The following is a 21,657-nucleotide window of genomic DNA, read 5'->3' as shown; positions in this document are numbered from 1 at the left end:
GGGTCTAGGGTCGAGGCGTGACCGATCCCGTGCCACAGCCTGTTCTGGAACCGTTGTCTTCGTCGGCCATTTTCCTGGTGGTGACCATCGACGCGGGTGCCGAACAGGCAGTTCACGATGCGTTGCCCGACTTGTCCGGCCTGGCCAAAGCCATCGGATTCCGCGATTCGGCACGGCGATTATCGCTGGTCACCGCGATCGGGTCGGATGCCTGGGACCGGCTCTTTTCCGGTCCGCGCCCGGCTCGGCTGTGGCCCTTCCCGGAGGTGCGCGGTGAGCGGCACACCGCCCCGTCCACACCCGGCGACCTGCTATTCCATATCCGCGCGAGCACCATGGACCGCTGCTTCGAATTGGCCGCGCGTATCACCACCGCTCTGGCGGGCGCCATCACCGTGGTCGACGAGACACACGGTTTTCAGTACTTCGACAACCGGGACCTACTGGGATTTGTGGACGGCACCGAGAATCCCGATGGCGACGAAGCCGCCTCGGCCGCCCTCGTCGGCGCCGAGGACGCCGATTTCGCCGCCGGCAGCTACGTGCACATCCAGAAGTACCTGCACGATATGGCCGCCTGGAGCGCACTGCCCGTCGACGAGCAGGAGAAGGTGATCGGCCGCAGCAAACTCGATGACATCGAATTCGACGATGCCGTGAAACCGTCGAATTCGCATGTGGCCCTGAACGTCATCGAGGACGACGAGGGCAACGAGCTGCAGATCCTGCGGCGCAACATGCCCTTCGGTGAACTCGGGAAGGCAGAGTTCGGGACGTACTACATCGCCTACTCACGCACCCCGGATGTCACGGAACGCATGCTGCGCAACATGTTTGTCGGGGATCCGCCGGGGAACACCGACCGCATCCTGGACTTCTCGACCGCGGTCACCGGTGGGCTGTTCTTCGCGCCGTCCGCCGACTTCCTCGACGCTCCCCCGCCGCTACCCACTCAGGTGGCCGCGAAATCCACTGAATACCAAGGGTCCCTATCCATCGGCAGCCTGAAAGGAACGTCGGCATGAACAACCTGTATCGCGAACTCGCACCCATCACGGACGAGGCGTGGGCGGAGATCGAAACCGAGTCCAGCCGTACCTTTAAACGCCATATCGCCGGACGCCGGGTGGTTGACGTCAGCGAGCCGGGCGGTCCCTCGAGCGCGGCCGTGAGCACCGGACACCTACTCGACGTGGCGGCACCCGCCGACGGCGTGCAAGCGCACCTGCGGGAAAGCAAACCGCTTGTGCGGCTGCGAGTCCCCTTCACCATCAGTCGGTCCGCCATCGACGATGTGGAGCGCGGCTCTCAGGACTCCGACTGGGACCCAGTCAAGGAGGCTGCCAAAAAGCTGGCGTTCGCCGAGGATCGGGCGATCTTCGAGGGCTATCCCGCCGCCTCGATCGTCGGTATCCGCGAATCCAGCTCCAATCCCGAACTCAAGTTGCCCGACGATGTCCGCCAGTACCCCGACGTCGTCGCGCAGGCACTCTCGGAACTGCGGCTGGCGGGTGTTGACGGCCCGTACTCGGTGCTGTTGTCGGCTGAGGAGTACACCAAGGTCAGCGAGGCCTCCGATCGCGGGTATCCGATCCGTGAGCACCTTCGCCGGTTGGTCACCGGGGAGATCCTCTGGGCTCCGGCGATCGACGGCGCACTCGTGCTGAGCTGCCGCGGCGGGGACTTCGATCTGCAGCTGGGCACCGATGTCACCATCGGGTACCTGTCCCATGACGCCGAGAGCGTGCAGCTCTACCTGCAGGAGACCCTGACGTTCCTGAGCTACACCGCCGAGGCGTCGGTCGCGCTACTGCCCTAGGCAAGCCCGGGCTCCCAACACACCCATGTGTGCCCATCTTTGAGCGACAAAGCAATTCGCTGTCTTGCTGGTCACTTAACGGTGGGCAACGGGAAGATCAAACGGCCTGGAGTTTCCCGATCGCCGAGTGCACCACCTGGTCGAGCCTCGCCCGCCCCTCACCCGCATCCCACGCGAACGATCGCACGACAACGAGCAGCCCACGAACCCGGACCCACGTCACCAGCTGCCCTGGAATCTCCTGGTCCATGTCGGCCGGCCGCATCAGCACTGTGACCGACGGATACGGCGCGGTGTTCGGGCCGGGCGCGGACGAAACCTGCACCGACGCGGTGCCCGTCTCCAGGGTGTTGAACCCCTGCGCGGGCGCGATGGACTTGGCCCAGGCGATCATGTCGGCCCCGGGGTTCTCTTTGCCGTAAAGAACATCGACAAATTCCGTACAGCGCGACAACGCTTGCAAACGAACCAGAAAGTTGACCTTGGCGCCATTCGCGTCGCCAGCCTGGTGACACAACTGGTCACCACTACTGGTTGCGCCGGCGAGATCGTCCTTCTCCACCTTCCAGTCTGCGGGGATGGCGTCGTCGGGAAGCAGCAACATCAATTGTGAGCTCGGCTTGTCCGCCAGGCTGCCGTCTGCCCTCGCCGGGCTCGCGAACCCGATGACCGCAATCACCATCGACATGGCCGCCGCCATACCGCGCCTCTTACGCCTAACTGACCACCCCATGAACATGCTCCTCCCTAAGTTGATGGGAGCATAGCTGGGAGATCTCCAAACTGCATAACAGCTGAGGCCTCGATACACATACCTGCTGAATTCGGCTTTGCTTTCCACTATCGAAGAGCCAACCAACACGGTTGTCGGCGGTGATACCCCACCGCCGAATAGGGCTAGAGCATGCGGCAGGCATGCCGAATCGCCAGCAAATGCCTACTGGAAGCGCAGCTCACGCGGTAAGCACGGCGTCGAGCGCCGAGTAGAAAATGCCGAGCCCATCATCGCTGGGTCCAGTCAGCGCCTCGGTCGCGTGCTCCGGGTGCGGCATGAGCCCGACCACGCGGCCGTTGGCCGAGGAAATCCCGGCGATATCGCGCATCGACCCGTTGGGGTTCTCGCGGTAGCGGAAGACCACCCGGCCCTCGCCCTCCAGCTCGTCAAGCACATCGTCGGAGGCCACGTAGCGGCCTTCGCCGGACTTGAGTGGCACCAGGATGTCGGCCCCCTGCTCATACCGGGAGGACCACGCGGTGTTGTTAGCGTCAACACCCAGCCAGACATCGCGGCATACAAAGTGCAGACCGGCGTTGCGGGTCAAGGCTCCGGGCAGCAGCCCGGCCTCGCACAGCACCTGGAAACCATTGCAAATGCCCAGGATTGGCAGACCTTGTGCGGCCGCGTCGACCACGGAGCGCATCACGGGCGCAAAGCGCGCGATGGCCCCGGCGCGCAGGTAGTCACCGTAGGAGAAACCGCCGGGCACGATCACCGCGTCCACGGACTTCAGATCGGCATCGTCGTGCCACAGCGAGACCGCCTCGGCTCCGGAAAGCCGGGCCGCCCGAGCGGCGTCCACATCATCGAGGGTGCCGGGAAAAGTGATGACACCGATGCGTGGGGTCATTCGGACTCCCGCACGATTTCCCAGTCCTCGATGACGGTGTTGGCGAGCAGCGCCTCGGCGATCGACTCGAGATCGGAATCGCCGATCTCTCCCTCGAACTCCAACTCAAAGCGCTTGCCCTGGCGCACGTCTGCCACACCGGCATAGCCAAGGCGCGCAAGCGCGCCCACAATGGCTTGTCCCTGCGGGTCCAGGATCACGGGTTTCGGCATGACGTTTACGACGACTCGGGCCACGGGCTGACTTTACCGTGTGGGCCGGGACACCTCCCGCCTAGACTCCCCTCATGCAGCTGACCCACTTCGGGCATTCGTGCCTGCTGGCCGATTTTGGCGGCACCACTCTGCTGTTCGATCCCGGCAACTTCTCGCACGGATTTGAGGGCATCACCGGCCTGTCGGCCATCCTGATCACCCATCAGCATCCAGACCACGTGGATCTGGCGCGGCTGCCCGCACTGATCGACGCCAACCCGGGGGCAGCGCTCTACGCCGATCCGATGACAGCGGCGCAGCTGGGCGACCCGTGGCAGGCGGTGCACGCCGGCGACCGCTTCACCGTCGCAGAACTGAGTGTGCGCGGAGTGGGTGGCCAGCATGCGGTCATCCATCCGGAAATCCCGCTCATCGACAACACCTCGTATCTGATCGGCGACGGAGATCATCCCGCGCGGCTCATGCATCCCGGCGATGCGCTCTTCGCACCCGGCGAGCAGGTCGATGTGCTGGCACTACCGGCGGCGGCGCCGTGGATGAAGGTGTCCGAGGCGATCGAGTACCTGCGTACGGTGAATCCGGCCCGGGCGGTGCCCATTCACCAGGGCATCCTGCAGGAGGCCGCATACCCGTTCTTCTACACGCGGTTTCGTGAGATGTCCGATGCCGACTTCCAGGTGCTACCCCACGAGGACGCGGTGTTGTTCTAATCGCCGAGACCGAGGTTGTGGCGGGATCGTCTCGCACATATTCGCCAAAACCTCGGTTTGGATGCGCGAGGGCTAGCCGATGTCCTCGGCAGCGCCCCGGCCCGCGGCCTGGCCGCTGAAGATGCAGCCACCCAGGAACGTGCCCTCCAATGCGCGGTATCCGTGCACACCACCGCCGCCGAACCCGGCAACCTCACCGGCCGCGTAGAGGCCTTCGAAACAACTCCCATCGGCGCGCAGAACCCGCGAGTCGAGGTCGGTCTCCAAACCGCCCAATGTCTTTCGCGTCAAGACATGCAACTTCACCGCGATCAGCGGACCCGCCTTCGGATCGGTGAGCCGGTGCGGGGCCACCACCCGGGTGAATCGATCCGCGAGGTAAGCACGTGCGGCACGGATGGCGGCGATCTGCGGATCCTTGCCGAACGGGTTAGCCACCTCACGATCGCGTGCCGTCACCTGCTGGGCGATGGTCGCATAGTCCAGCGGTGTGACGTCCGGCAACGCATTCATCTTGGCGACCAGATCGGGCAGGTTCGACGCACTGACAAAGTCGACGCCCTTGTCGATGAACGCCTGCACCGGCGCCGGCGCGCCCGCCTTGCCGCGCCGCAGTACCCCGCGCACATCCTTACCCGTGAGATCGGGGTTCTGCTCCTGCCCCGACAGTGCGAACTCCTTGGCGATGATCCGCGCATTCAGGATGAACCACGAGTAATCATGCCCGCTGCGGCAGATGTGTTCCAATGTGCCCAGGGTGTCGAATCCCGGGAACAGTGGCGCTGGTATTCGAGATCCATTGGCGTCCAGCCAGAGTGACGATGGCCCCGGAAGGATGCGGATCCCGTGGCCCGGCCAGACCGGGTTGTAGTTGGTGATGCCCTCGGTGTAATGCCACATGCGGTCGCGGTTGATCAGGTGGGCGCCCGCGTCCACCGAGATCCCGAGCATGCGGCCGTCGACGTGAGCAGGCACCCCGGTCAACAGCTGCGCAGGAACGCGTCCCATGCGTTCGGGCCAGTTCGCCCGAACCAAATCGTGATTACCTCCGATACCACCGCTGGTCACGATGACGGCCTGCGCACGGAATTCGAACTCTCCCAAAGCTGTTCGTGAAGATGTGACACCTCGCGCCGCAGTCGAGGGCTCCAGCACGGTGCCACGAACACCGACCGCGGCGCCCTGTTCGACGATCAGTTCGTCGACCTGGTGCCGGTAGGCGATGCGCACCTGGCCGCGGTCTACAGCGGCGAGCACACGCCGGGCAAAAATCTCCACCAAGCCGGGGCCAGTGCCCCAGGTGATGTGAAATCGCGGTACCGAGTTACCGGGCCCGAGCGCATCCTTGCCGCCACGCTCGGCCCATGCCACCACGGGGAATATCTGCAACCCCCTGGCGCGCAACCAGCTTCGCTTCTCACCCGCCGCGAAGTCGACGTACGCGTGCGCCCATTGACGGGGCCAATGATCTTCCGGGCGGTCGAAACCGGCGGTACCGAGCCAGTCCTGCAGGGCCAGCTCGTGAGAGTCCTTGATCCCCAGGCGACGCTGTTCGGGACTGTTGACAAAGAGCAGGCCACCGAAGGACCAATAGGCCTGGCCGCCCAGATTGGCGGCATTCTCCTGCTCGACGACGACGACATTCTTGCCGCGGTCCACCAATTCACAGGTAGCCACCAACCCTGCAAGACCTGCGCCCACGACGATGACATCGGTACTCGCGTCACTCACCGATTCACCGTAGCCGGGACGATTGACGATTAAAAGGTCCAACTTCCTTGTGGTGAAAGCACAAAGCCATTTCCCCACGCGTCGAGGTAGCCCATCCGGCAGGCGGTCAGCCCTACGTCACCGACCGCGCAGAAAACATAGTCGCCCTCGAACAGGTTGACCGTGAGAATCGACTTCCGCGGCAACGGTCGGAATGTTCCCGACGGCTCGGGACCCTTCTTAGGGGCGAAGAAGCGCCCTGGTACACCGTTGGACGCGGCCACCGCGCGCGCCCAGTGCGGCGCTCCGGGCAACTCACCCCAGCATTCAATAATCCCAGGTGGACCTCCTCGCCCGGCGTTCCAACCTTGCATCTGGCAGTGCAGGCCATCAGGTGTGGCGAATCGCGTGTAGCCACCGTTGGAGAAGGACTTCAGTTCGCCGTACTCGTATCCAGTCATCCCCAACTCGCGGAAGCCGGTGAGATCGGGAAATGCCTCTGGCACCCCTGACGTCGTAGATGTAGACGGCGTCGCGGATGTTGATGACGTCGTTGTCGCTGCGGACGGCCTTACATCATCCGACGGCGAGGGTTGCCCGCACCCCACAAGGATCAGTGCCAGCGCGACGGTGATAGCTCGACGAGCCATCAGAAGGTCCAGTTTCCCTTGTCGGACAACACGAATCCGTGTTCGCCACCGCTACCACGGACACGGCAGGCGATCGTCTCGGTCCAGTTCCTGTTCTCGCGCTGCGGAGTGAGGCCGCAACTGACTTCGGTACCGTCCGGCGCGGATTCGGTGAATCTGCTGCCAGCCCAAATGAGCCCAGAACGTTTGGCCTGAAGTTCAGCGGGTACTGCGGTCGAGGAGAAACTCCCGGCATCCGTATCGGTCGCGGATACCGATTTCGCGTTTGCAGGCGCAGACAGCAGGTCTCCCCAGCACCGTGCTTCCGGACGTTCTCCGCCGGATCCCGTCTTCAGCTGACACGTTGCCCTGCCGTCGGCCGCGAACGTGAGGATGCCATCCACTCGGTACGCATCCTTTTGCAGCTCGGTATAACTCCCTCCGCCGATTTCCTGAAGACTCTCGATATCAGGGAACTCGGGTTTCGCCCACGCCGCCGGCGCCACGATAAGACCCCATGCGACGACTACCACACAGACCCATGCTCGAAGCATGGAGCAAACTTTATCAATCAGGCCACGCTGTGTAGTACCTGCTTGGGCAACCACTCGTAGACACTCGGCGCCGAACCATGCAGCAGTGACAGATCAATGGCGTCGATCATGGCCTGTCGCGGACCGGGCTTGCGCAGATGCTTGGCCGAGATGGCAACCCGCACCACTCCGTCGCGGCGGGCCGCGCGCGCCGCCGACAACACCAACATCCGGCACCACCATGGCTCGGAAAGGAATCCCTCACCGATACCCAGCACCCGAGCGCGCACCGACGTGCCATGGACCAGGTCAGAAATCTCAGAAAGCCCGATGTTCAGACGGAAACCGTTGCGCGGCAACATCTCTATTGCTCCTGCGGAGGCCATCCAACCGGGTGCCGCAAAGAGGCGCGTGCGTAACCCGGTCTGCTCCATCACACGGTCAGCGGCCATCAGACGCAGGTTGGCCTCGTGAGCGGGCAACGCGGCGAACTCGTCGCGGCGCTTCTTGGTCGCCGCCTGGTCGTACCCATGCAGCACGATGGCGTCACCCCGCGACCGGCGCGCGGCCAACCAGTCAACCGTCGGCTGGTCCTCCACCAGGCGGTACTTGCCCTTCAGGCGGGGAGATACGAGGAACGACAGCGGAATCGACCGCTTATCCATTTCCTCAGTGAATACAGCGATCTCGTCGAGAGTGCGGTCGCAGATTCCCGATACTGATACCAGCAGCTGTCCTGCCATGCCGCCAGTCTGGCAATTTCAGATGTACGCAAGGTGTCAGACACCCCGCATCGAAAAGAACGCTCCGGCGCGCTACCCCAGCTCCTTCTCGATGGCCGCGATCACCTCGGGAGCATCCGGCACCGTCGTCGGCCGAAACCGGTTGACCGGCCGCAGAGATCCCGAGCCATCCCGCGCGATCAAGAACTTCTCGAAGTTCCACTGAACGTCCCCAGCGGCGCCTTCGGAATCCACGGTCTTGGTGAGCTCGGCGTACAGCGGATGCCGGGTCTCACCGTTGACATCGATCTTCTCCAACAGCGGGAAGGTCACCCCATACGTGGTGGAACAGAACGTCTGGATCTCCTCCGCCGTCCCGGGCTCCTGGCCCATGAACTGGTTGCAGGGCACCCCGAGCACCGTCAGGCCGCGGTCGGCGTAGTCGGTGGCCAACTTCTCCAGCGCCGCATACTGCGGGGTCAGACCACATTTGGAGGCGACGTTGACGACCAGCACGGCGTTGTCACCGAAATCGGCGAGTGACAGCTCGGAGCCGTCGAGTGCGGTCAACGGGATGGAGGCGAGATCGGTCATGCTCACCACGTTACCGGTGTTGCGATGGTTGACTGTTCGCACATTACGCAACGTTGCGGGAGGTCATATGAGCGAGGAGAACGAATTCTCCTCAGGGCGCAGTGCGCTGCGGATCGCGTCCGTAGCGGCGCTGGGAGGATTGCTCTTCGGATACGACAGTGCGGTCATCAACGGTGCCGTACAGGCCATCCAGGACGAGTTCGCCATCCGGGACGCGGAGCTGGGATTCGCGGTCGCCTCCGCGCTCCTCGGGGCCGCTCTCGGCGCCATGACGGCTGGGCGCGTCGCCGACAGGATCGGGCGGGTGGCGGTCATGAAGATCGCCGCCGCCCTCTTTCTGCTGAGCGCGATCGGAGCCGGACTGTCACCGAACATCGAGTTGCTCGTCGTCTTTCGCGTAATCGGCGGGGTGGGGGTGGGTGTGGCTTCGCTGATAGCACCGGCCTATATCGCGGAAACGTCTCCGTCGAACATCCGCGGCCGTCTGGGTTCTCTGCAGCAATTGGCAATCGTCACCGGAATCTTCTTGTCGCTCACCATCGATTGGCTGTTGGCACATCTGGCCGGTGGCTCGCGCAGTGACCTGTGGCTGGGCCTACCGGCGTGGCGCTGGATGTTTCTCGCGATGGCGCTACCAGCGCTCATCTATGGCGTCCTGGCGTTCACCATCCCCGAGTCGCCCCGTTATCTCATTGCCACCCACCGAATTCCCGAGGCACGCACGGTGTTGACGAGGCTGCTCGGGGAGAAGAACCTGGACATCACGATCACCCGGATCCAAGAAACGCTCGATCGGAGCACCGCGCCCTCGTGGCGCGATCTGCGCAAGCCCACCGGTGGTTTGTACGCCATCGTCTGGGTGGGTGTGGCGCTGGCGGTGTTCCAGCAGTTGGTCGGCATCAATGTGATCTTCTACTACTCGAATGTGCTGTGGCAGGCCGTCGGGTTCGGCGAAACCTCGTCGTTCACCATCACGGTCATCACCTCGATCACCAACATCGCCACCACGCTGGTAGCCATCGCGTTGATCGACCGGGTCGGCCGCAAACCCCTGTTGCTCATTGGTTCGGCCGGAATGGCCGTGACGCTCAGCACCATGGCGATCGTCTTCAGCATGGCCACCATCGTGGACGACAAACCACACCTGGGCCCCCTAGCAGGGCCCGTTGCCCTGGTCGCCGCCAACCTGTTTGTCGTGGCATTCGGAATGTCCTGGGGCCCGGTGGTTTGGGTGCTACTCGGGGAGATCTTCCCCAACAGGATCCGGGCCGCCGCTATGGGAGTCGCGACGGCGGGGAACTGGGCCGCCAACTGGCTGGTCACCGTCACCTTCCCCGCGCTGCGTGACACGTTGGGAATCGCGTACGGGTTCTACGCGATCTGCGCCGCGCTGTCCTTCGTGTTCGTGGCGCGCTGGGTGAAGGAGACCAAGGGCCGAACGCTGGAGGACATGGATTCAGTGATCAGCTGAACAGCTGAACAGCTGACCGGAACGCACCGCGGCGATGACTCCCCCGTCGACCAACAGATCGGTCCCGGTGATGTACGACGAGTCGGGCCCGAGCAGAAATGCCGTTGCCGCGGCGATATCGTCGGACGCCCCGATCCGTCGGCTCGCCGAACCCTCGATCATGGCCTTCGTGATGGCACCGGTCTCCGAGGCGAGTTCCTGATGCCCCATCCTGGTGGACACCACCCCGGGGCTGATCGAGTTGATGCGAGCCCCCCGCGCACCCCACTGCCGGGCCGACGCACGAACGTGAATATGGTTGGCGCGCTTGGATAGCTGGTATGCCACCGCGGGGTAATCAATGCTCTGGACGTACGGTAACGCGAGTAGATCCTCGGCGGCGGTGGTCGCGAGCTCCTGCTCCTGTGCGGCGGAGAGTTCCATGGGCATGTGACCGGCCATGCTGGCGATCACCACGCCGGCACCACCGGAGGAAACGATCTTGCCGAACTCCTCCACGACCAGGGCCACCCCGACCAAATCGACGGCCAGGATGGCCTGCGTCGGTGCCTGCGCCGGGGAAAGTCCTGCGGTGTGCGCCAATTGGGTAACTCGCCCCAGCTTCGTAGCGGCCGCAGCGAGCCCAACGACCGACTCGCGCGAGGAGACGTCGACGCGGTGGCCAATGACGTTGTGCCCGTCGGCCTTCAGTTCTTCGACGACGGCCTGCAGCGCCTCCTCGTTGTAGTCGGCAATCAGCAGGGTCTTGCCTATGCCCTGACGGCGGGCGATGACCTTACCCATCCCACCGGCGCCGGTGACGACGACAACCTCGTCAGACATCCGACTTCTCTCCCTCGGCCCCAAGAACATCGAGTATCCAGGCCAGCTGGAAGGCGGTTTCCTTCCAGCGCTCATAGCGCCCGCTGATACCGCCGTGCCCGGCCGTCATCTCGGTGCGCATCAGGATGGGGCGATCGCCGGTAGTCGTATGTCGCAGCTCGGCAACCCATTTGGCGGGTTCCACGTACAGCACCCGCGAGTCGTGCAGAGAGGTCATCGCGAGAATGGTCGGGTACTCGGTGGGACGGATGTTCTCGTAGGGCGAGTACGACTTGATGTAGTCGTAGACGTCCTTGTTCTCCAGGGGATTTCCCCACTCATCCCACTCCGTGACGGTGAGCGGCAGCGTCGGATCACAGATGGTGGTGACGGGGTCCACAAAGGGCACCTGCGCCAACACCCCGGCGAACAAGTCGGGCGCCAAGTTCATCGCGGCACCTACCAACAGGCCGCCCGCGCTCCCTCCCCAGGCCGCAAGCCGGTCCGGTAACGCAATTCCGGCGCCGACGAGATGCCGTGCCGCCGCGACAAAGTCGGTGAAGCTGTGCTTCTTGTACAGCATCTTGCCGTCCTCGTACCAGAGGCGGCCCATCTCGCCGCCACCGCGCACATGGGCGATGACAAACACCACTCCCCGGTCCAGTAGCGAGAGTCGTCCGATGCTGAATTGCGGGTCTTCGCACATCTCATATGCGCCATACCCGTACAGGAGGGTCGGCGCCGGTTCAGAAGTGTCCGTGCGGTGGACCACCGACAGCGGTATCCGGGTGCCGTCCTCGGCGATCGCCCATTCGCGCCGCTCCACATAGTCCTCACGGCGGTAACCGCCAAGGACGGGTTGTTCCTTGAGTAGGGTGCGTTCCCCGGTGTGAACGTCGAGGTCGTAGACCCGAGTCGGTGTGATGAAGGATGTACAACCGACACGCAGCAGCGGCGAGTTCCATTCGGGGTTGTCGCCCAACCCGGACAACATGAGCTCCGAGTCAAACTCGACCTCCTGCGGTGCACCGTATCCGTCGGCGCTGATCGGCCATACCTGGATGCGCGGCAACGCCTCTCGTCGATAGCCGACCACGAAGCGCTCAGCGAAGGCCTCCACACCGTCCAGGCGCACGTCGTCGCGGTGGGCAATCAGGGTGCGCGCCAGTGTCGGGTCAACCGGGCCGTCGGCAACGGCGGCGAACGGCAGGTCCGCGAGAGCGAAGTTCACCGCGCCGTCGTTGTGCAGGATCAAGAGTCGATCCTCACCGTCGACCACAATGTGATCGACGGTGTATTCGACACCGGTGCGGCGCAGCCAGATTGGCGAGAAGGTCGTCGCGGGATCGCGGGCGTCACCGATCAGGATCTCGGAGGTTACCGACGAGTGCACGCTGATGGCGACGAAGCGGTCGCTGCGGGTGCGACCTACGCCGATCCAGAAACGCTCGTCCGGCTCGGAGAACACGTCGACAGGTTCCGCGCCGCTGCCCAGCGTATACCGGCGAATGGCGTAGGGCCGGAATGCCTCATCGATCACGGGGTAGTACAGGGTGCGGCTGTCCATCGCCCAGGTAGCACCCGCGCCGATGTCGGCGATTTCGTCCGGGTACATCTCGCCGGTCCGCAGATCTTTGAATCGCAGGGTGTACATCTCATGGCCGACAACGTCCACCGAGTAGGCCAGAGTGTGTCCATCCGGGCTGACGGTCGCAGCACCGAGGGAGAAGAAGTCGTGGCCCTCCGCCTCGACGTTCCCGTCGAGCAGGATCTGTTCCCCCGGAACATCGTGATCCAGTGCCGGGGGCGCCCAGCTGTCAGCCCCGGCGGATTCGCCTATCGGACAACGACAATGCGTGCCGTACTGCTTACCCTCGAAGCTACGGGCGTAGTACCACCACTGTCCCATTCGGGTGGGAATCGAGAGGTCAGTCTCCTTGGTGCGGGACTTGATCTCACCGAAGATGCTGTTGCGCAGAGCTTCCAAGTGTCCGAGCTGGTCATCGACGTATGCGTTCTCAGCCTCCAGATGCGTGATGACCGCAGGGCTTTCCTTCTCACGCAACCATTCGTAGGGGTCGACGAAGGTATCCCCGTGGTACTCGCGGAGAGTGTCGATGCGGTTCGCTGTGGGCGGGCGTACGGGCCCGCTCACGCCGACTTGCCGATCCAATCAGCGAAGCTCAGCCCCGAAATACGTTCATAAGCCTCGATGTACCGCTCGCGTGTGGCCACGGCTACCGCTTCCGGCAGGGGCGGCGGCGGTGTGTCCGACGCGCGATCCCATCCCGATTCGGGCCCGGTGAGCCAGTTGCGCACGAATTGCTTGTCGAAGCTGTCCTGCACCGCGCCGGCCTGATAGTTAGCGGCATCCCAGTACCGGGATGAGTCGGGAGTGAACACCTCGTCGGCGAGCACCAGGGTGCCCTCGACATCAACTCCGAATTCGAACTTGGTGTCGGCGAGAATGATTCCCTTGTGCAGGGCGTGCGCCGCGGCCCGGGTGTAGATCTTGATGGTCTCATCGCGCAGTTGGTTGGCGCGCACACCGCCGACAAGGTCCACCACCGCGGCGAAGTCGACATTCATATCGTGCTCGCCGATGTCGGCCTTCGTCGCCGGGGTGAACAACGGCGGATCAAGCCGACTGGCTTCACCAAGACCCTGTGGCAACACATGGCCGCATACCGCGCCGGTGCGCTGATAATCCAGCAGCCCCGATCCGGTCAGGTACCCGCGCGCCACACACTCCACGGGAAGCATGTCGAGCCGTCGCACCAGCAGTGCCCGGCCCAGCACCTCCTCGGGAATGCGCGGATCATCGGGCGGCCCGGCCAGATGATTCGGCACGGTCAGCAGCCCGAAGAAGAACACGCTCATCGCCGTGAGGATGCGCCCCTTATCGGGTATCGGCGTATCCAGGATGAAATCGAATGCGGAAATACGGTCGGTGGCGACGAACAGCAGGTGCTCGTCGTCGACTCGGTACAGCTCACGGACCTTTCCGCTGGCCACATGCTGGTAATCGGACAGCGGAGGACGCATCGTGCCATCCTACGATTCATGCGATTCCTTCCCTACTCGACCCGACCGGGACGGTTGCTCGGTCAGCTCTTCAGCGATGTAGCGGTCGCGATCTGGACCACGATCTGGGTGTTTGTCGGGCTTGCTGTGCACGCCGCGGTGTCGACGATCGCCGAGGTGGGACGGCAGGTGAAGGACGGTGCCGACGGCATTTCGGACAACCTCAACTCCGCGGGTGACAGCGCCCACCGGATTCCGTTGGTGGGCGACAAGGTGGGTGGACCGCTGCGCGCGGCCAGCGAGGCGGCCGCCGATCTAGCCGGGGCGGGCCACAACCTGGACACCACCGCGACCTGGTTGGCGATCGTTTTGGCGATCGCCGTCGCCGCGCCACCCATCCTTGCCTTCGCAGGGCCGTGGATCTTTTTGCGGATCAGGTTCTTTCGCCGCAAGTTGGTTGCGGTACAGCTCGCGGCCACCCCGGCCGGTGAACAGCTGCTGGCGCTGCGGGCGCTGGCCAACCGGCCGCTGAAGAAGCTCGCCGTGGTGACCGCCGACCCCGTGGCCGCCTGGCGCGCCCAGGACATCACGTCGATACGCGGCCTGGCCAGCATCGAATTGAAGGCCGCGGGAATCAGCACCCCGAAGGAGTGGCGCTCCTCCTAATTTCGACACGCCCGCTCGTGGTCAAGATGTGCGATACGAACCCGCCACGAGGCGGCGTGTCGGCGAGTAGGGATGAGAACTTCACCGGATCACTCAGCACCTCAAAGGTTTCCGCGTGCGGGACCTGCCGTCGCCTCACGCGGCCGATGAGCTACAGGATGGCGCCCGGGTTGTAGGCAGCGGCCTCGGGGTAGGTGTCGACAAGCACCGAGACGGCAGCCGCCACCCGATCGACCTGATCTGCGGCGGCACCGGTGAACGAGGCCCGGTCCGACAGTGCGGCCTCCAGCACCGAAGCGTCCAGTGGCAGACGGGGATCGTTGGCCAGCAGGCCCAAAAGGTCTGGCTCGGCTCCCTTTTCGCGCATGGCGAGTGCCGTCGCGACGGCATGCTCCTTGATGACTTCGTGGGCTTCCTCGCGGCCGACCCCGGCACGCACCGCGGCCATCAGCACCTTGGTTGTCGCCAGGAACGGCAGGTAGCGACGCAGCTCCCGGTCGATCACCGCCGGATAGGCGCCGAACTCGTCGAGCACCGTCAGGAAGGTCTCGATCATGCCGTCGATGGCGAAGAAGGCATCGGGCAACGCGACACGTCGCACTACCGAACAGAACACATCACCTTCATTCCACTGCGCCCCAGCCAGTTCCGCGGCCATGGAGCCATACCCGCGCAGAATCACCTGCAGGCCGTTGACGCGTTCGCAGCTGCGCGTGTTCATCTTGTGGGGCATCGCCGAGCTGCCCACCTGCCCGGGCGCGAAACCCTCGGTGACCAGCTCGTGCCCGGCCATCAGGCGAATCGTGTGCGCCAGCGAGGACGGGCCGGCACCGAGCTGCACCAGCGCGGACACCACATCGTGGTCCAGCGAGCGCGGATACACCTGGCCAACACTGGTCAGGGTGCTCGAGAAGCCCAGGAATCCGGCGACTCGGTCCTCCAGCGCGGCCAACTTGACCACATCCCCGTCGAACAGGTCGAGCATGTCCTGCCCGGTACCCATCGGGCCCTTGATCCCGCGCAGCGGGTACCGATTGAGGAGTTCCCGCAGCCGGGTCAGCGCAATGAGGGTCTCATCGGCCGCCGACGCGAACCGCTTACCCAAGGTGGTTGCCTGTGCAGCCACATTGTGACTGCGCCCGGCCATCACCACGTCCCGGTACTCCACGGCGTGACGCGCGAGCCGCGCCACCACAGCGACGCCATGGGCGTGGACGTACTCCAGCGAACTGCGGATCTGCAGCTGCTCCACATTTTCGGTGAGGTCGCGGCTCGTCATGCCCTTGTGGATGTGCTCATGCCCGGCGAGCGCGTTGAACTCCTCGATACGCGCCTTCACATCGTGGCGGGTGACACGTTCGCGCGCGGCGATCGAATCCAGGTCGACATTCTCGATCACCCGCTCGTAATCCTCGATGACGCCGTCGGGAACATCGATGCCGAGATCGCGTTGTGCGCGCAGCACAGCGATCCACAATTGGCGCTCCAGCACCACCTTTGACTGCGGCGACCAGAGCGCAACCATGGCGTCGCTCGCGTACCGGGATGCCAGAACGTTAGGGATTTGCACCACTAGAGTCTATGGGGGGAAGGAAATCGACTCGGCCAGCTGTTCGGCTTCCAGGGGAGCAAGCACGTCGATGACGTCCACCAGCATCGCCGTCGCCGTCGCCTGAGGACTGCTGGCGGCCTCGGTGAGCGCACCCACCATCGCCCCGTCGACTGTTGAAATCAGCACCGCGACACGGTCGTTGTCAATGGAACGACCGGACCGGCGGACAACCTGGGCCACCGCGTCGTCGCGTTGCCCACGCAACCTCTGCTGCACCTCGCGCAGTTCAGGATGGCGACTGCATGCCAGCTCGCGCTCGTACCGGGACACGAGCTGTTCCCCGCTGCCATAGCCCGGCGTGCCGAACAACAGTTCCACCACCGCCTCGGCGGTGGCGGACGCACCACGGCGCCGGTACTGAACCAACGACAGCCTTTCCTGGATCTGTTCCAGCTCGTGGGCTCCCGCATGCTCGACGGCCCGCGCGATGAGGTCCTCCAGTGAGGAGAAGTAGTACGTGGTCGACGCCAGTGGCAGGCCCGCGCGCTGTGCCACGGCACGGTGCCGCACCGCATCGATACCATTGTCTCGCAATAGATCAGCTGCAGCAGTGATCAGGGCACGCCGCCTCCGCTCCCCCTTGGGGGTGGCTTGCGGACGGTGCACGGCATTCCCGTCGGGGAACACCTCCACCTGCTGCCTGAGTGTCACGTCATGTCATGCTGCCAGCAGCGACGCATCCTCACGGGCGTTTTGCGCTATCTCATGCAAGCAGTCGGCATCAGCCCCGACCAAGCCGCGCCAACGCCTCCTCGATCGCATCTGGGCTTCCCGCGAAGCTCAGGCGGACGGTGTGGTGACCGTGCACGGTGTCGAAGTCGATGCCGGGCGCGACGGCTACCCCAGTGCGCGCCAACAGGTCCGCACACCATTGTTCGGCGTTACCGGTCATGTGCTCGATATCGGCATACGCATAAAACGCGCCGTCGGGTGGCGCGATCCTGGAGATTCCCGCTGCGGCGAGACCGTCGATGAGCAGGGTCCGGTTGGCCGCGTACCGGCGCACATGCCCGTCGAGCTCGACACGCGCCTCGGGGCTGAACGCCGCCAACGCTCCGTACTGAGATACCGCCGGCGGACAGATGGTGAAGTTGGAGGACAGCCGATCGACGGCCCGCAGGAACCGGCGCGGCACCAGCATCCAACCCAGCCGCCAGCCCGTCATCGAGAAGTACTTCGACACCGAGCCCATCACTACCGCTTCGCGGCTGAATTCCCATGCACTGGAGGTCTTTTGGTTGCCGTAAGACAGTCCGTGATAAATCTCGTCGGATATCAGCAGGGTGCCGTTGGCCTCGCACCAGAGCGCGAGGGCCTCCAGCTCGGCCGTGTCGATGATCGTGCCAGTGGGGTTGGCGGGGCTGGCGACGATGAGACCTGCCGGTGGCCGCCCTTCCTCCTGCAAGACTGCCTCCAACATCGCGACCGTCGGCTGGTATCGCGTCTGGGGACCGCAGTCGATCTCGACAACCCGGCAGCCCAGTGCGGCAAGACAATTACGATATGCGGGGTATCCGGGCCGGGTCATCACCACGGTGTCGCCGACGTCGAAGGCCGCGAGGAAAAGCAGCGTGAATCCGCCCGAGGATCCCGTGGTGACGACGACGTCGTCCGCCTGGACCTCGATGCCCGAACGCTCACGGTGGTACGCGGCGATCGCGTCACGCAGCTCCGGCAGTCCGAGTGTTTCGGTGTATCCGAGCACATGCGTGCCGAGTGCCTGGCGCACCGCGTCGAGAACTACCGCGGGAGCGCCTGTCGACGGCTGCCCGGCGGCCAGGGAGATCACGTCCCCATGCGTGCGCTGGCGCGCGGCGGCGGCCGTCAGCACGTCCATAACGTAGAACGGCGGCACATCCGAACGCCGCGAGAGACCTACCACGGCTGCGACGCTATCGAATGTCTGGGCTGTAGACGGAACCGGCATGATGGTCGACATGCGCGATCTGTCCCGACGCTCCCTACTCAAGCTCGGCGCGGCAACCGGTGCCGGCGCCGCACTAACCGCCCTTCCCGGCATGGGGGCCTTCCCGGCCCGCGCTGACGGCGCCATCGCCGCGGGCTCGTTTGTCTCCGCGGCGCGGGGCGGGGTCCGCACCGAATGGCGTATCGCACGGCCACCCGGTGTCACCGGCCCCATCCGGCCCATCATCGCGCTGCACGGCAAGGGCCAGACGGCCGCCGGAGTCATGGAGGGCGGCGTGGAGAACATGCTGGCCCAGGCCGTGGGCGCGGGCGCCAAGCCGTTCGCCCTGGTAAGCGTCGACGGAGGCGGCGGCTACTGGCACAAGCGGGCCTCGGGCGAGGATTCCGGCGCCATGGTGCTCAGCGAATTCATTCCCCTGCTCGCCGAGCAGGGACTGGACACCTCGCGCGTCGCGTTCCTGGGCTGGTCCATGGGCGGGTACGGCGCCATGCTGCTGGGCTCACGCCTGGGCGCCGGACGCACCGCCGCCATCACCGCGGTCAGTCCGGCGCTGTGGACATCCTCGGGTGCGGCTGCGCCGGGTGCCTTCGACGGCGCCGACGACTACGCCGCCAACTCGGTATGGGGGCTGGCCGCGCTGAACTCCATCCCGCTGCGCATCGACTGCGGTGACAGCGATCCGTTCTACAGCGCCACCAAGCAATTCATCGCCCAGCTGCCGACTCCTCCCGCGGGCGGGTTTAGTCCCGGCGGCCACGACGGCTCCTTCTGGAGCTCGCAAATCGGCGCGGAACTGGCCTGGATGTCGCCCCTGCTCACCGCGTAGGACGACTGCCGGATCAACTGGTTGGACCTCGACGGGTTTGCCATCCGCTGGCATTATGGCGCCGTGACCGAAATCAGCCGACGTCGCCTGTTGCAGATGGGTGCCACGCTCGGGGCTGGTGCTGCGCTTCTTCCGACGCTGGCGGCACCCGCACGGGCTGCCGCCGACGTCACCAGCGGGTCCTTCGTCTCCGAGGCCCGTGGAGGCATTCCCACCGGGTGGAAGGTAGCCAGGCCGCCCGGAGTCGACTGGCCCGTGCGCCCGGTCATCATGTTGCACGGCCGCGACGAGAACGCCGAGCGGACCATCTACTGGGGTTACGAGCGGATGCTCGGGGATTTGGTCGCGGCGGGCGCCCCACCCTTCGCGGTCGCGGCGATCGACGGTGGCAACAGCTACTGGCATCCACACCAGAACGGCGACGACCCCGGCGCGATGATCATCGACGAGTTCCTACCGATGCTCGCCGACCAGGAGGGGCTCGACGTCTCCCGCGTCGCTTTCATGGGATGGTCCGCGGGCGGCTACGGCGCGCTGCTCAACGGTGCTCGCCTGGGCGGGCCCAGGACGGCCGCCGTCGCCGCGGTGAGCCCGTCGATCTGGCTGTCCTATCCCGAGGCCACCGCGGACGCCTTCGACAACGAGGAGAACTGGGAAGAGAACTCGGTTTTCGGGCGACCCCAGCTCAACGGGATGCCGGTGTGGGTGTCGTCCGGCTATGACGACAGGTTCTACACCGCCAGTAAGGTTTTCGCCGAGCAGCTGGCGGCACCGCCAGCCGGCGAGTTCGGTCCGGGCGCGCATGAGGGCGGGTATTGGTTATCTCAGGTCCCGCAGGCACTGGGCTGGATCGCGCCGATCCTGGCCGCCTAGAGTCCCGGATTCGGGGGGATCTCGAAGGTCATCGAGGTTTCCGTGGGCGCTTGCACACAACGGACCGTCCACCAGTTGGCAATCGAACCCGACCGTCGGTCTTCGCACTGACGCACTTGTTCCTGCCTGATGCCATCAAACTCACGGGCCGTTTCACAGGAACGCGCCGCCGCTTGATGCGCGAATTCGTAGCGGAGGACCAGCACGTCGATCGAGAGCAGACCGTCGCGCCGAGACAGCTTGTTGGCGAGCACAACATCGTCCTGCGCCATTCCACGGATGTCCGCCTCCAGCGTCACGTCATGGTCGGCATGACCATCTGGCATCAACACCCGCAATGATTCCGCCTCGCGCCGCAATGCTTGGCTGAGTGCCGAGGCGGCAGGTCCGATCCGCTCGTCCTGCCACGACCACGTACGCCCCTTTGTCAGTTCCGAGAAGTCGTCGTATTCGGGTGCGGCACGCTCACTGACGGCAAGAAAGGCGGTACATAAAGACAATTCATGGACATCAGGCGCCGGCACAGCTTGTGACTTATTCGACCTCCAGCTCACCGCCAGCAGCACAAGGGCGACGAGAACCACGGCCACTTCCGTGATTACCCACCGGCATCGCATCTGCCCGTCCTTAGACGCTGATGCGCCCCTCGGCGGCAGCCAGCCCGATGTCGCTGCGGAAGTGGCTGCCCGGCAGGCGAATTGCCTCAATTTTGGCGTAGGCGTCCGCGCGTGCGCCCTGCAGGTCCGCGCCGGTACCGACGATCGACAGCACGCGTCCACCGGACGATACGACGGCACCGTCCTCCCGACGGATCGTCCCGGCGTGCAGCACCCCCTCGGCCTCGGAGCCGGTGATCACGTCGCCGGTACGCGGGCGCAACGGATAGTTCTCGGCGGCCAGCACCACGGTGACGGCACTGCCGTTCTGCCAGCGCAGTGGACCGAAGTCTTCGAGGGCGCCAGTCGCGGCGGCATTCAACAACTGCCCCAGTGGTGATTCCAGCAGCGCCAGCACCGCCTGCGTCTCGGGATCGCCGAAGCGGCAATTGAATTCGACCACGGAGGGGCCGGTCGAGGTGATCGCCAGCCCCGCATACAGGACTCCCGTAAACGTGTTGCCACGCTTAACAAGCTCAGCGGCAACGGGTTTGACGATGGTGTCAACGATCTCGTTGACGGTCTCATCGGGCAGCCAAGGCAGCGGGCTGTAGGCGCCCATGCCACCGGTGTTCGGGCCGGTGTCGCCGTCGCCGACCCGCTTGTGGTCCTGGGCAGGCAGCAGCGGCACCACCGTCTCGCCGTCGACAATGCACAGCAGCGAGACCTCGGGCCCGTCCAGGAAGGACTCCAGCAGCACCGGATGCCCGTCGTCGAGCAGGCTCGCGGCGTGGGCACGAGCCGCGGCGCGATCATCGGTGACCACTACACCCTTGCCCGCGGCCAGCCCGTCATCCTTGACCACCCAGGCCGGCTCGCTCGCGAAGCGGTCCAGCGCGGCATCCAGATGCGCTGGGTTGTCGACGATCTCACTGCGCGCGGTGCGCACGCCCGCGGCCGTCATGACGTCCTTCGCGAATGCCTTAGAACCCTCGATGCGCGCGGCGGCCGACGACGGGCCAAAGCACGCGATACCCGCCGCCCGGACAGCGTCACCCACACCCAGCACCAACGGCACTTCGGGGCCGATGACGACGAGGTCGATGTCCAGCTTGGCGGCCAACGCCACGACCTCTGGTCCGGAGCTGATATCGACGGCATGCTGTTCGGCCACGGTTGCGGTGCCCGCATTGCCCGGGGCTATCGCCAGATAGTCGACGTTCGGATCACGCCTGAGGGCGATCAACAGAGCGTGTTCACGGCCACCGGACCCAATGACAAGGACGCGCATGCCCCAAACC

At 64.9% G+C, this 21,657-nt stretch carries 23 protein-coding genes; 7 read left to right on the top strand and 16 right to left on the bottom strand.

All coding sequences use genetic code 11. The annotated features are described in order from the left end of the window. Positions 1–17: 17 nt before the first annotated feature. A complete protein-coding gene (locus tag DSM43276_RS03070; protein ID WP_078331340.1) occupies positions 18–1,025 on the top strand; it encodes a Dyp-type peroxidase in 1,008 nt (335 codons plus the stop codon). Then, positions 1,022–1,819, top strand: coding sequence for a family 1 encapsulin nanocompartment shell protein (locus tag DSM43276_RS03065; RefSeq protein ID WP_078331339.1), 798 nt, complete (start codon positions 1,022–1,024; stop codon positions 1,817–1,819). Before DSM43276_RS03070 ends, DSM43276_RS03065 begins: the two co-directional genes overlap by 4 nt. 97 nt (positions 1,820–1,916) lie before the next feature. Here the strand turns inward: DSM43276_RS03065 and DSM43276_RS03060 are convergent, their stop codons facing one another. From DSM43276_RS03060 to purS, 3 genes are all read right to left on the bottom strand, one after another. After that, positions 1,917–2,552, bottom strand: a complete 636-nt coding sequence (locus DSM43276_RS03060) for a hypothetical protein (RefSeq protein WP_134205648.1) — start codon at positions 2,550–2,552, stop codon at positions 1,917–1,919. 220 nt (positions 2,553–2,772) lie between these two features. Continuing rightward, the gene (purQ, locus tag DSM43276_RS03055) at positions 2,773–3,447 is read right to left on the bottom strand and encodes a phosphoribosylformylglycinamidine synthase subunit PurQ (RefSeq protein ID WP_078331337.1); all 675 of its coding nucleotides are present in this window, start codon (positions 3,445–3,447) and stop codon (positions 2,773–2,775) included. Continuing rightward, positions 3,444–3,683 (bottom strand): phosphoribosylformylglycinamidine synthase subunit PurS, encoded by a 240-nt coding sequence (purS, locus tag DSM43276_RS03050; RefSeq protein WP_078303532.1) that lies wholly within the window; start codon positions 3,681–3,683, stop codon positions 3,444–3,446. Before purS ends, purQ begins: the two co-directional genes overlap by 4 nt. A gap of 50 nt (positions 3,684–3,733) precedes the next feature. Between purS and DSM43276_RS03045 the strand changes: the two genes are divergently transcribed. Next, positions 3,734–4,372: an MBL fold metallo-hydrolase gene (locus DSM43276_RS03045; RefSeq protein ID WP_078331336.1), complete on the top strand. Its 639-nt coding sequence runs from the start codon at positions 3,734–3,736 to the stop codon at positions 4,370–4,372. A gap of 72 nt (positions 4,373–4,444) precedes the next feature. Here the strand turns inward: DSM43276_RS03045 and DSM43276_RS03040 are convergent, their stop codons facing one another. The 5 genes from DSM43276_RS03040 to DSM43276_RS03020 form a co-directional block, all read right to left on the bottom strand. Beyond that, a complete protein-coding gene (locus tag DSM43276_RS03040) occupies positions 4,445–6,103 on the bottom strand; it encodes an FAD-binding dehydrogenase (protein WP_078331335.1) in 1,659 nt (552 codons plus the stop codon). A 29-nt stretch (positions 6,104–6,132) separates the two neighbouring features. Continuing rightward, positions 6,133–6,588 carry a hypothetical protein gene (locus DSM43276_RS03035; RefSeq protein WP_078331334.1) on the bottom strand — a complete coding sequence of 152 codons (456 nt, stop codon included), beginning with the start codon at positions 6,586–6,588 and terminating at the stop codon, positions 6,133–6,135. Positions 6,589–6,731: 143 nt separating this feature from the next. Further along, positions 6,732–7,265 (bottom strand): hypothetical protein, encoded by a 534-nt coding sequence (locus tag DSM43276_RS03030; RefSeq protein WP_136628977.1) that lies wholly within the window; start codon positions 7,263–7,265, stop codon positions 6,732–6,734. 17 nt (positions 7,266–7,282) lie between these two features. Continuing rightward, positions 7,283–7,987, bottom strand: a complete 705-nt coding sequence (locus DSM43276_RS03025) for a DUF2334 domain-containing protein (protein WP_078331332.1) — start codon at positions 7,985–7,987, stop codon at positions 7,283–7,285. 72 nt (positions 7,988–8,059) lie between these two features. Then, positions 8,060–8,560, bottom strand: coding sequence for a glutathione peroxidase (locus tag DSM43276_RS03020; RefSeq protein WP_078324943.1), 501 nt, complete (start codon positions 8,558–8,560; stop codon positions 8,060–8,062). A gap of 67 nt (positions 8,561–8,627) precedes the next feature. Between DSM43276_RS03020 and DSM43276_RS03015 the strand changes: the two genes are divergently transcribed. Next, complete coding sequence (locus DSM43276_RS03015) at positions 8,628–10,031, top strand: sugar porter family MFS transporter (RefSeq protein ID WP_078331331.1); 1,404 nt, start codon at positions 8,628–8,630, stop codon at positions 10,029–10,031. Here the strand turns inward: DSM43276_RS03015 and DSM43276_RS03010 are convergent. The 3 genes from DSM43276_RS03010 to DSM43276_RS03000 are packed head-to-tail and all read right to left on the bottom strand — an operon-like array spanning position 10,017 to position 13,877. Beyond that, on the bottom strand, positions 10,017–10,853 hold the full coding sequence (locus DSM43276_RS03010) for an SDR family oxidoreductase (protein WP_078331330.1): 837 nt from the start codon (positions 10,851–10,853) through the stop codon (positions 10,017–10,019). The genes DSM43276_RS03015 and DSM43276_RS03010 overlap by 15 nt on opposite strands. Then, the gene (locus DSM43276_RS03005; RefSeq protein ID WP_078331329.1) at positions 10,846–12,987 is read right to left on the bottom strand and encodes a S9 family peptidase; all 2,142 of its coding nucleotides are present in this window, start codon (positions 12,985–12,987) and stop codon (positions 10,846–10,848) included. Before DSM43276_RS03005 ends, DSM43276_RS03010 begins: the two co-directional genes overlap by 8 nt. Next, positions 12,984–13,877: a phosphoribosylaminoimidazolesuccinocarboxamide synthase gene (locus DSM43276_RS03000; RefSeq protein ID WP_078291772.1), complete on the bottom strand. Its 894-nt coding sequence runs from the start codon at positions 13,875–13,877 to the stop codon at positions 12,984–12,986. Before DSM43276_RS03000 ends, DSM43276_RS03005 begins: the two co-directional genes overlap by 4 nt. Before the next feature lie 18 nt (positions 13,878–13,895). On the opposite strand from DSM43276_RS03000, the gene DSM43276_RS02995 reads away from it, so the two are divergent. Then, a complete protein-coding gene (locus DSM43276_RS02995; protein WP_078331328.1) occupies positions 13,896–14,522 on the top strand; it encodes a hypothetical protein in 627 nt (208 codons plus the stop codon). A 151-nt stretch (positions 14,523–14,673) separates the two neighbouring features. Here DSM43276_RS02995 and purB read toward each other — a convergent pair whose 3' ends face one another. From purB to DSM43276_RS02980, 3 genes are all read right to left on the bottom strand, one after another. Beyond that, positions 14,674–16,092, bottom strand: a complete 1,419-nt coding sequence (gene purB / locus DSM43276_RS02990; protein ID WP_078331344.1) for an adenylosuccinate lyase — start codon at positions 16,090–16,092, stop codon at positions 14,674–14,676. A gap of 9 nt (positions 16,093–16,101) precedes the next feature. Then, positions 16,102–16,785 carry a TetR/AcrR family transcriptional regulator gene (locus DSM43276_RS02985; protein ID WP_109556288.1) on the bottom strand — a complete coding sequence of 228 codons (684 nt, stop codon included), beginning with the start codon at positions 16,783–16,785 and terminating at the stop codon, positions 16,102–16,104. Positions 16,786–16,855: 70 nt separating this feature from the next. Continuing rightward, positions 16,856–18,073 carry a pyridoxal phosphate-dependent aminotransferase gene (locus tag DSM43276_RS02980; protein WP_078331327.1) on the bottom strand — a complete coding sequence of 406 codons (1,218 nt, stop codon included), beginning with the start codon at positions 18,071–18,073 and terminating at the stop codon, positions 16,856–16,858. Here DSM43276_RS02980 and DSM43276_RS02975 point away from each other — a divergent pair. Both DSM43276_RS02975 and DSM43276_RS02970 read left to right on the top strand, forming a co-directional pair. Next, a complete protein-coding gene (locus tag DSM43276_RS02975) occupies positions 18,072–18,887 on the top strand; it encodes an alpha/beta hydrolase (protein WP_109556290.1) in 816 nt (271 codons plus the stop codon). The genes DSM43276_RS02980 and DSM43276_RS02975 overlap by 2 nt on opposite strands. Positions 18,888–18,950: 63 nt before the next feature. Then, positions 18,951–19,760 carry an alpha/beta hydrolase gene (locus tag DSM43276_RS02970; RefSeq protein WP_078331343.1) on the top strand — a complete coding sequence of 270 codons (810 nt, stop codon included), beginning with the start codon at positions 18,951–18,953 and terminating at the stop codon, positions 19,758–19,760. On the opposite strand, the gene DSM43276_RS02965 is transcribed toward DSM43276_RS02970, so the two are convergent. Beyond that, a complete protein-coding gene (locus DSM43276_RS02965; RefSeq protein ID WP_136628976.1) occupies positions 19,757–20,344 on the bottom strand; it encodes a hypothetical protein in 588 nt (195 codons plus the stop codon). The genes DSM43276_RS02970 and DSM43276_RS02965 overlap by 4 nt on opposite strands. A gap of 43 nt (positions 20,345–20,387) precedes the next feature. Then, complete coding sequence (gene purD, locus DSM43276_RS02960; protein ID WP_078331324.1) at positions 20,388–21,647, bottom strand: phosphoribosylamine--glycine ligase; 1,260 nt, start codon at positions 21,645–21,647, stop codon at positions 20,388–20,390. Positions 21,648–21,657 lie beyond the last annotated feature (10 nt).

The organism is Mycobacteroides salmoniphilum (assembly GCF_004924335.1).
Classification (GTDB): domain Bacteria; phylum Actinomycetota; class Actinomycetes; order Mycobacteriales; family Mycobacteriaceae; genus Mycobacterium; species Mycobacterium salmoniphilum.
This window is presented reverse-complemented; position numbering and strand designations above follow the sequence as displayed.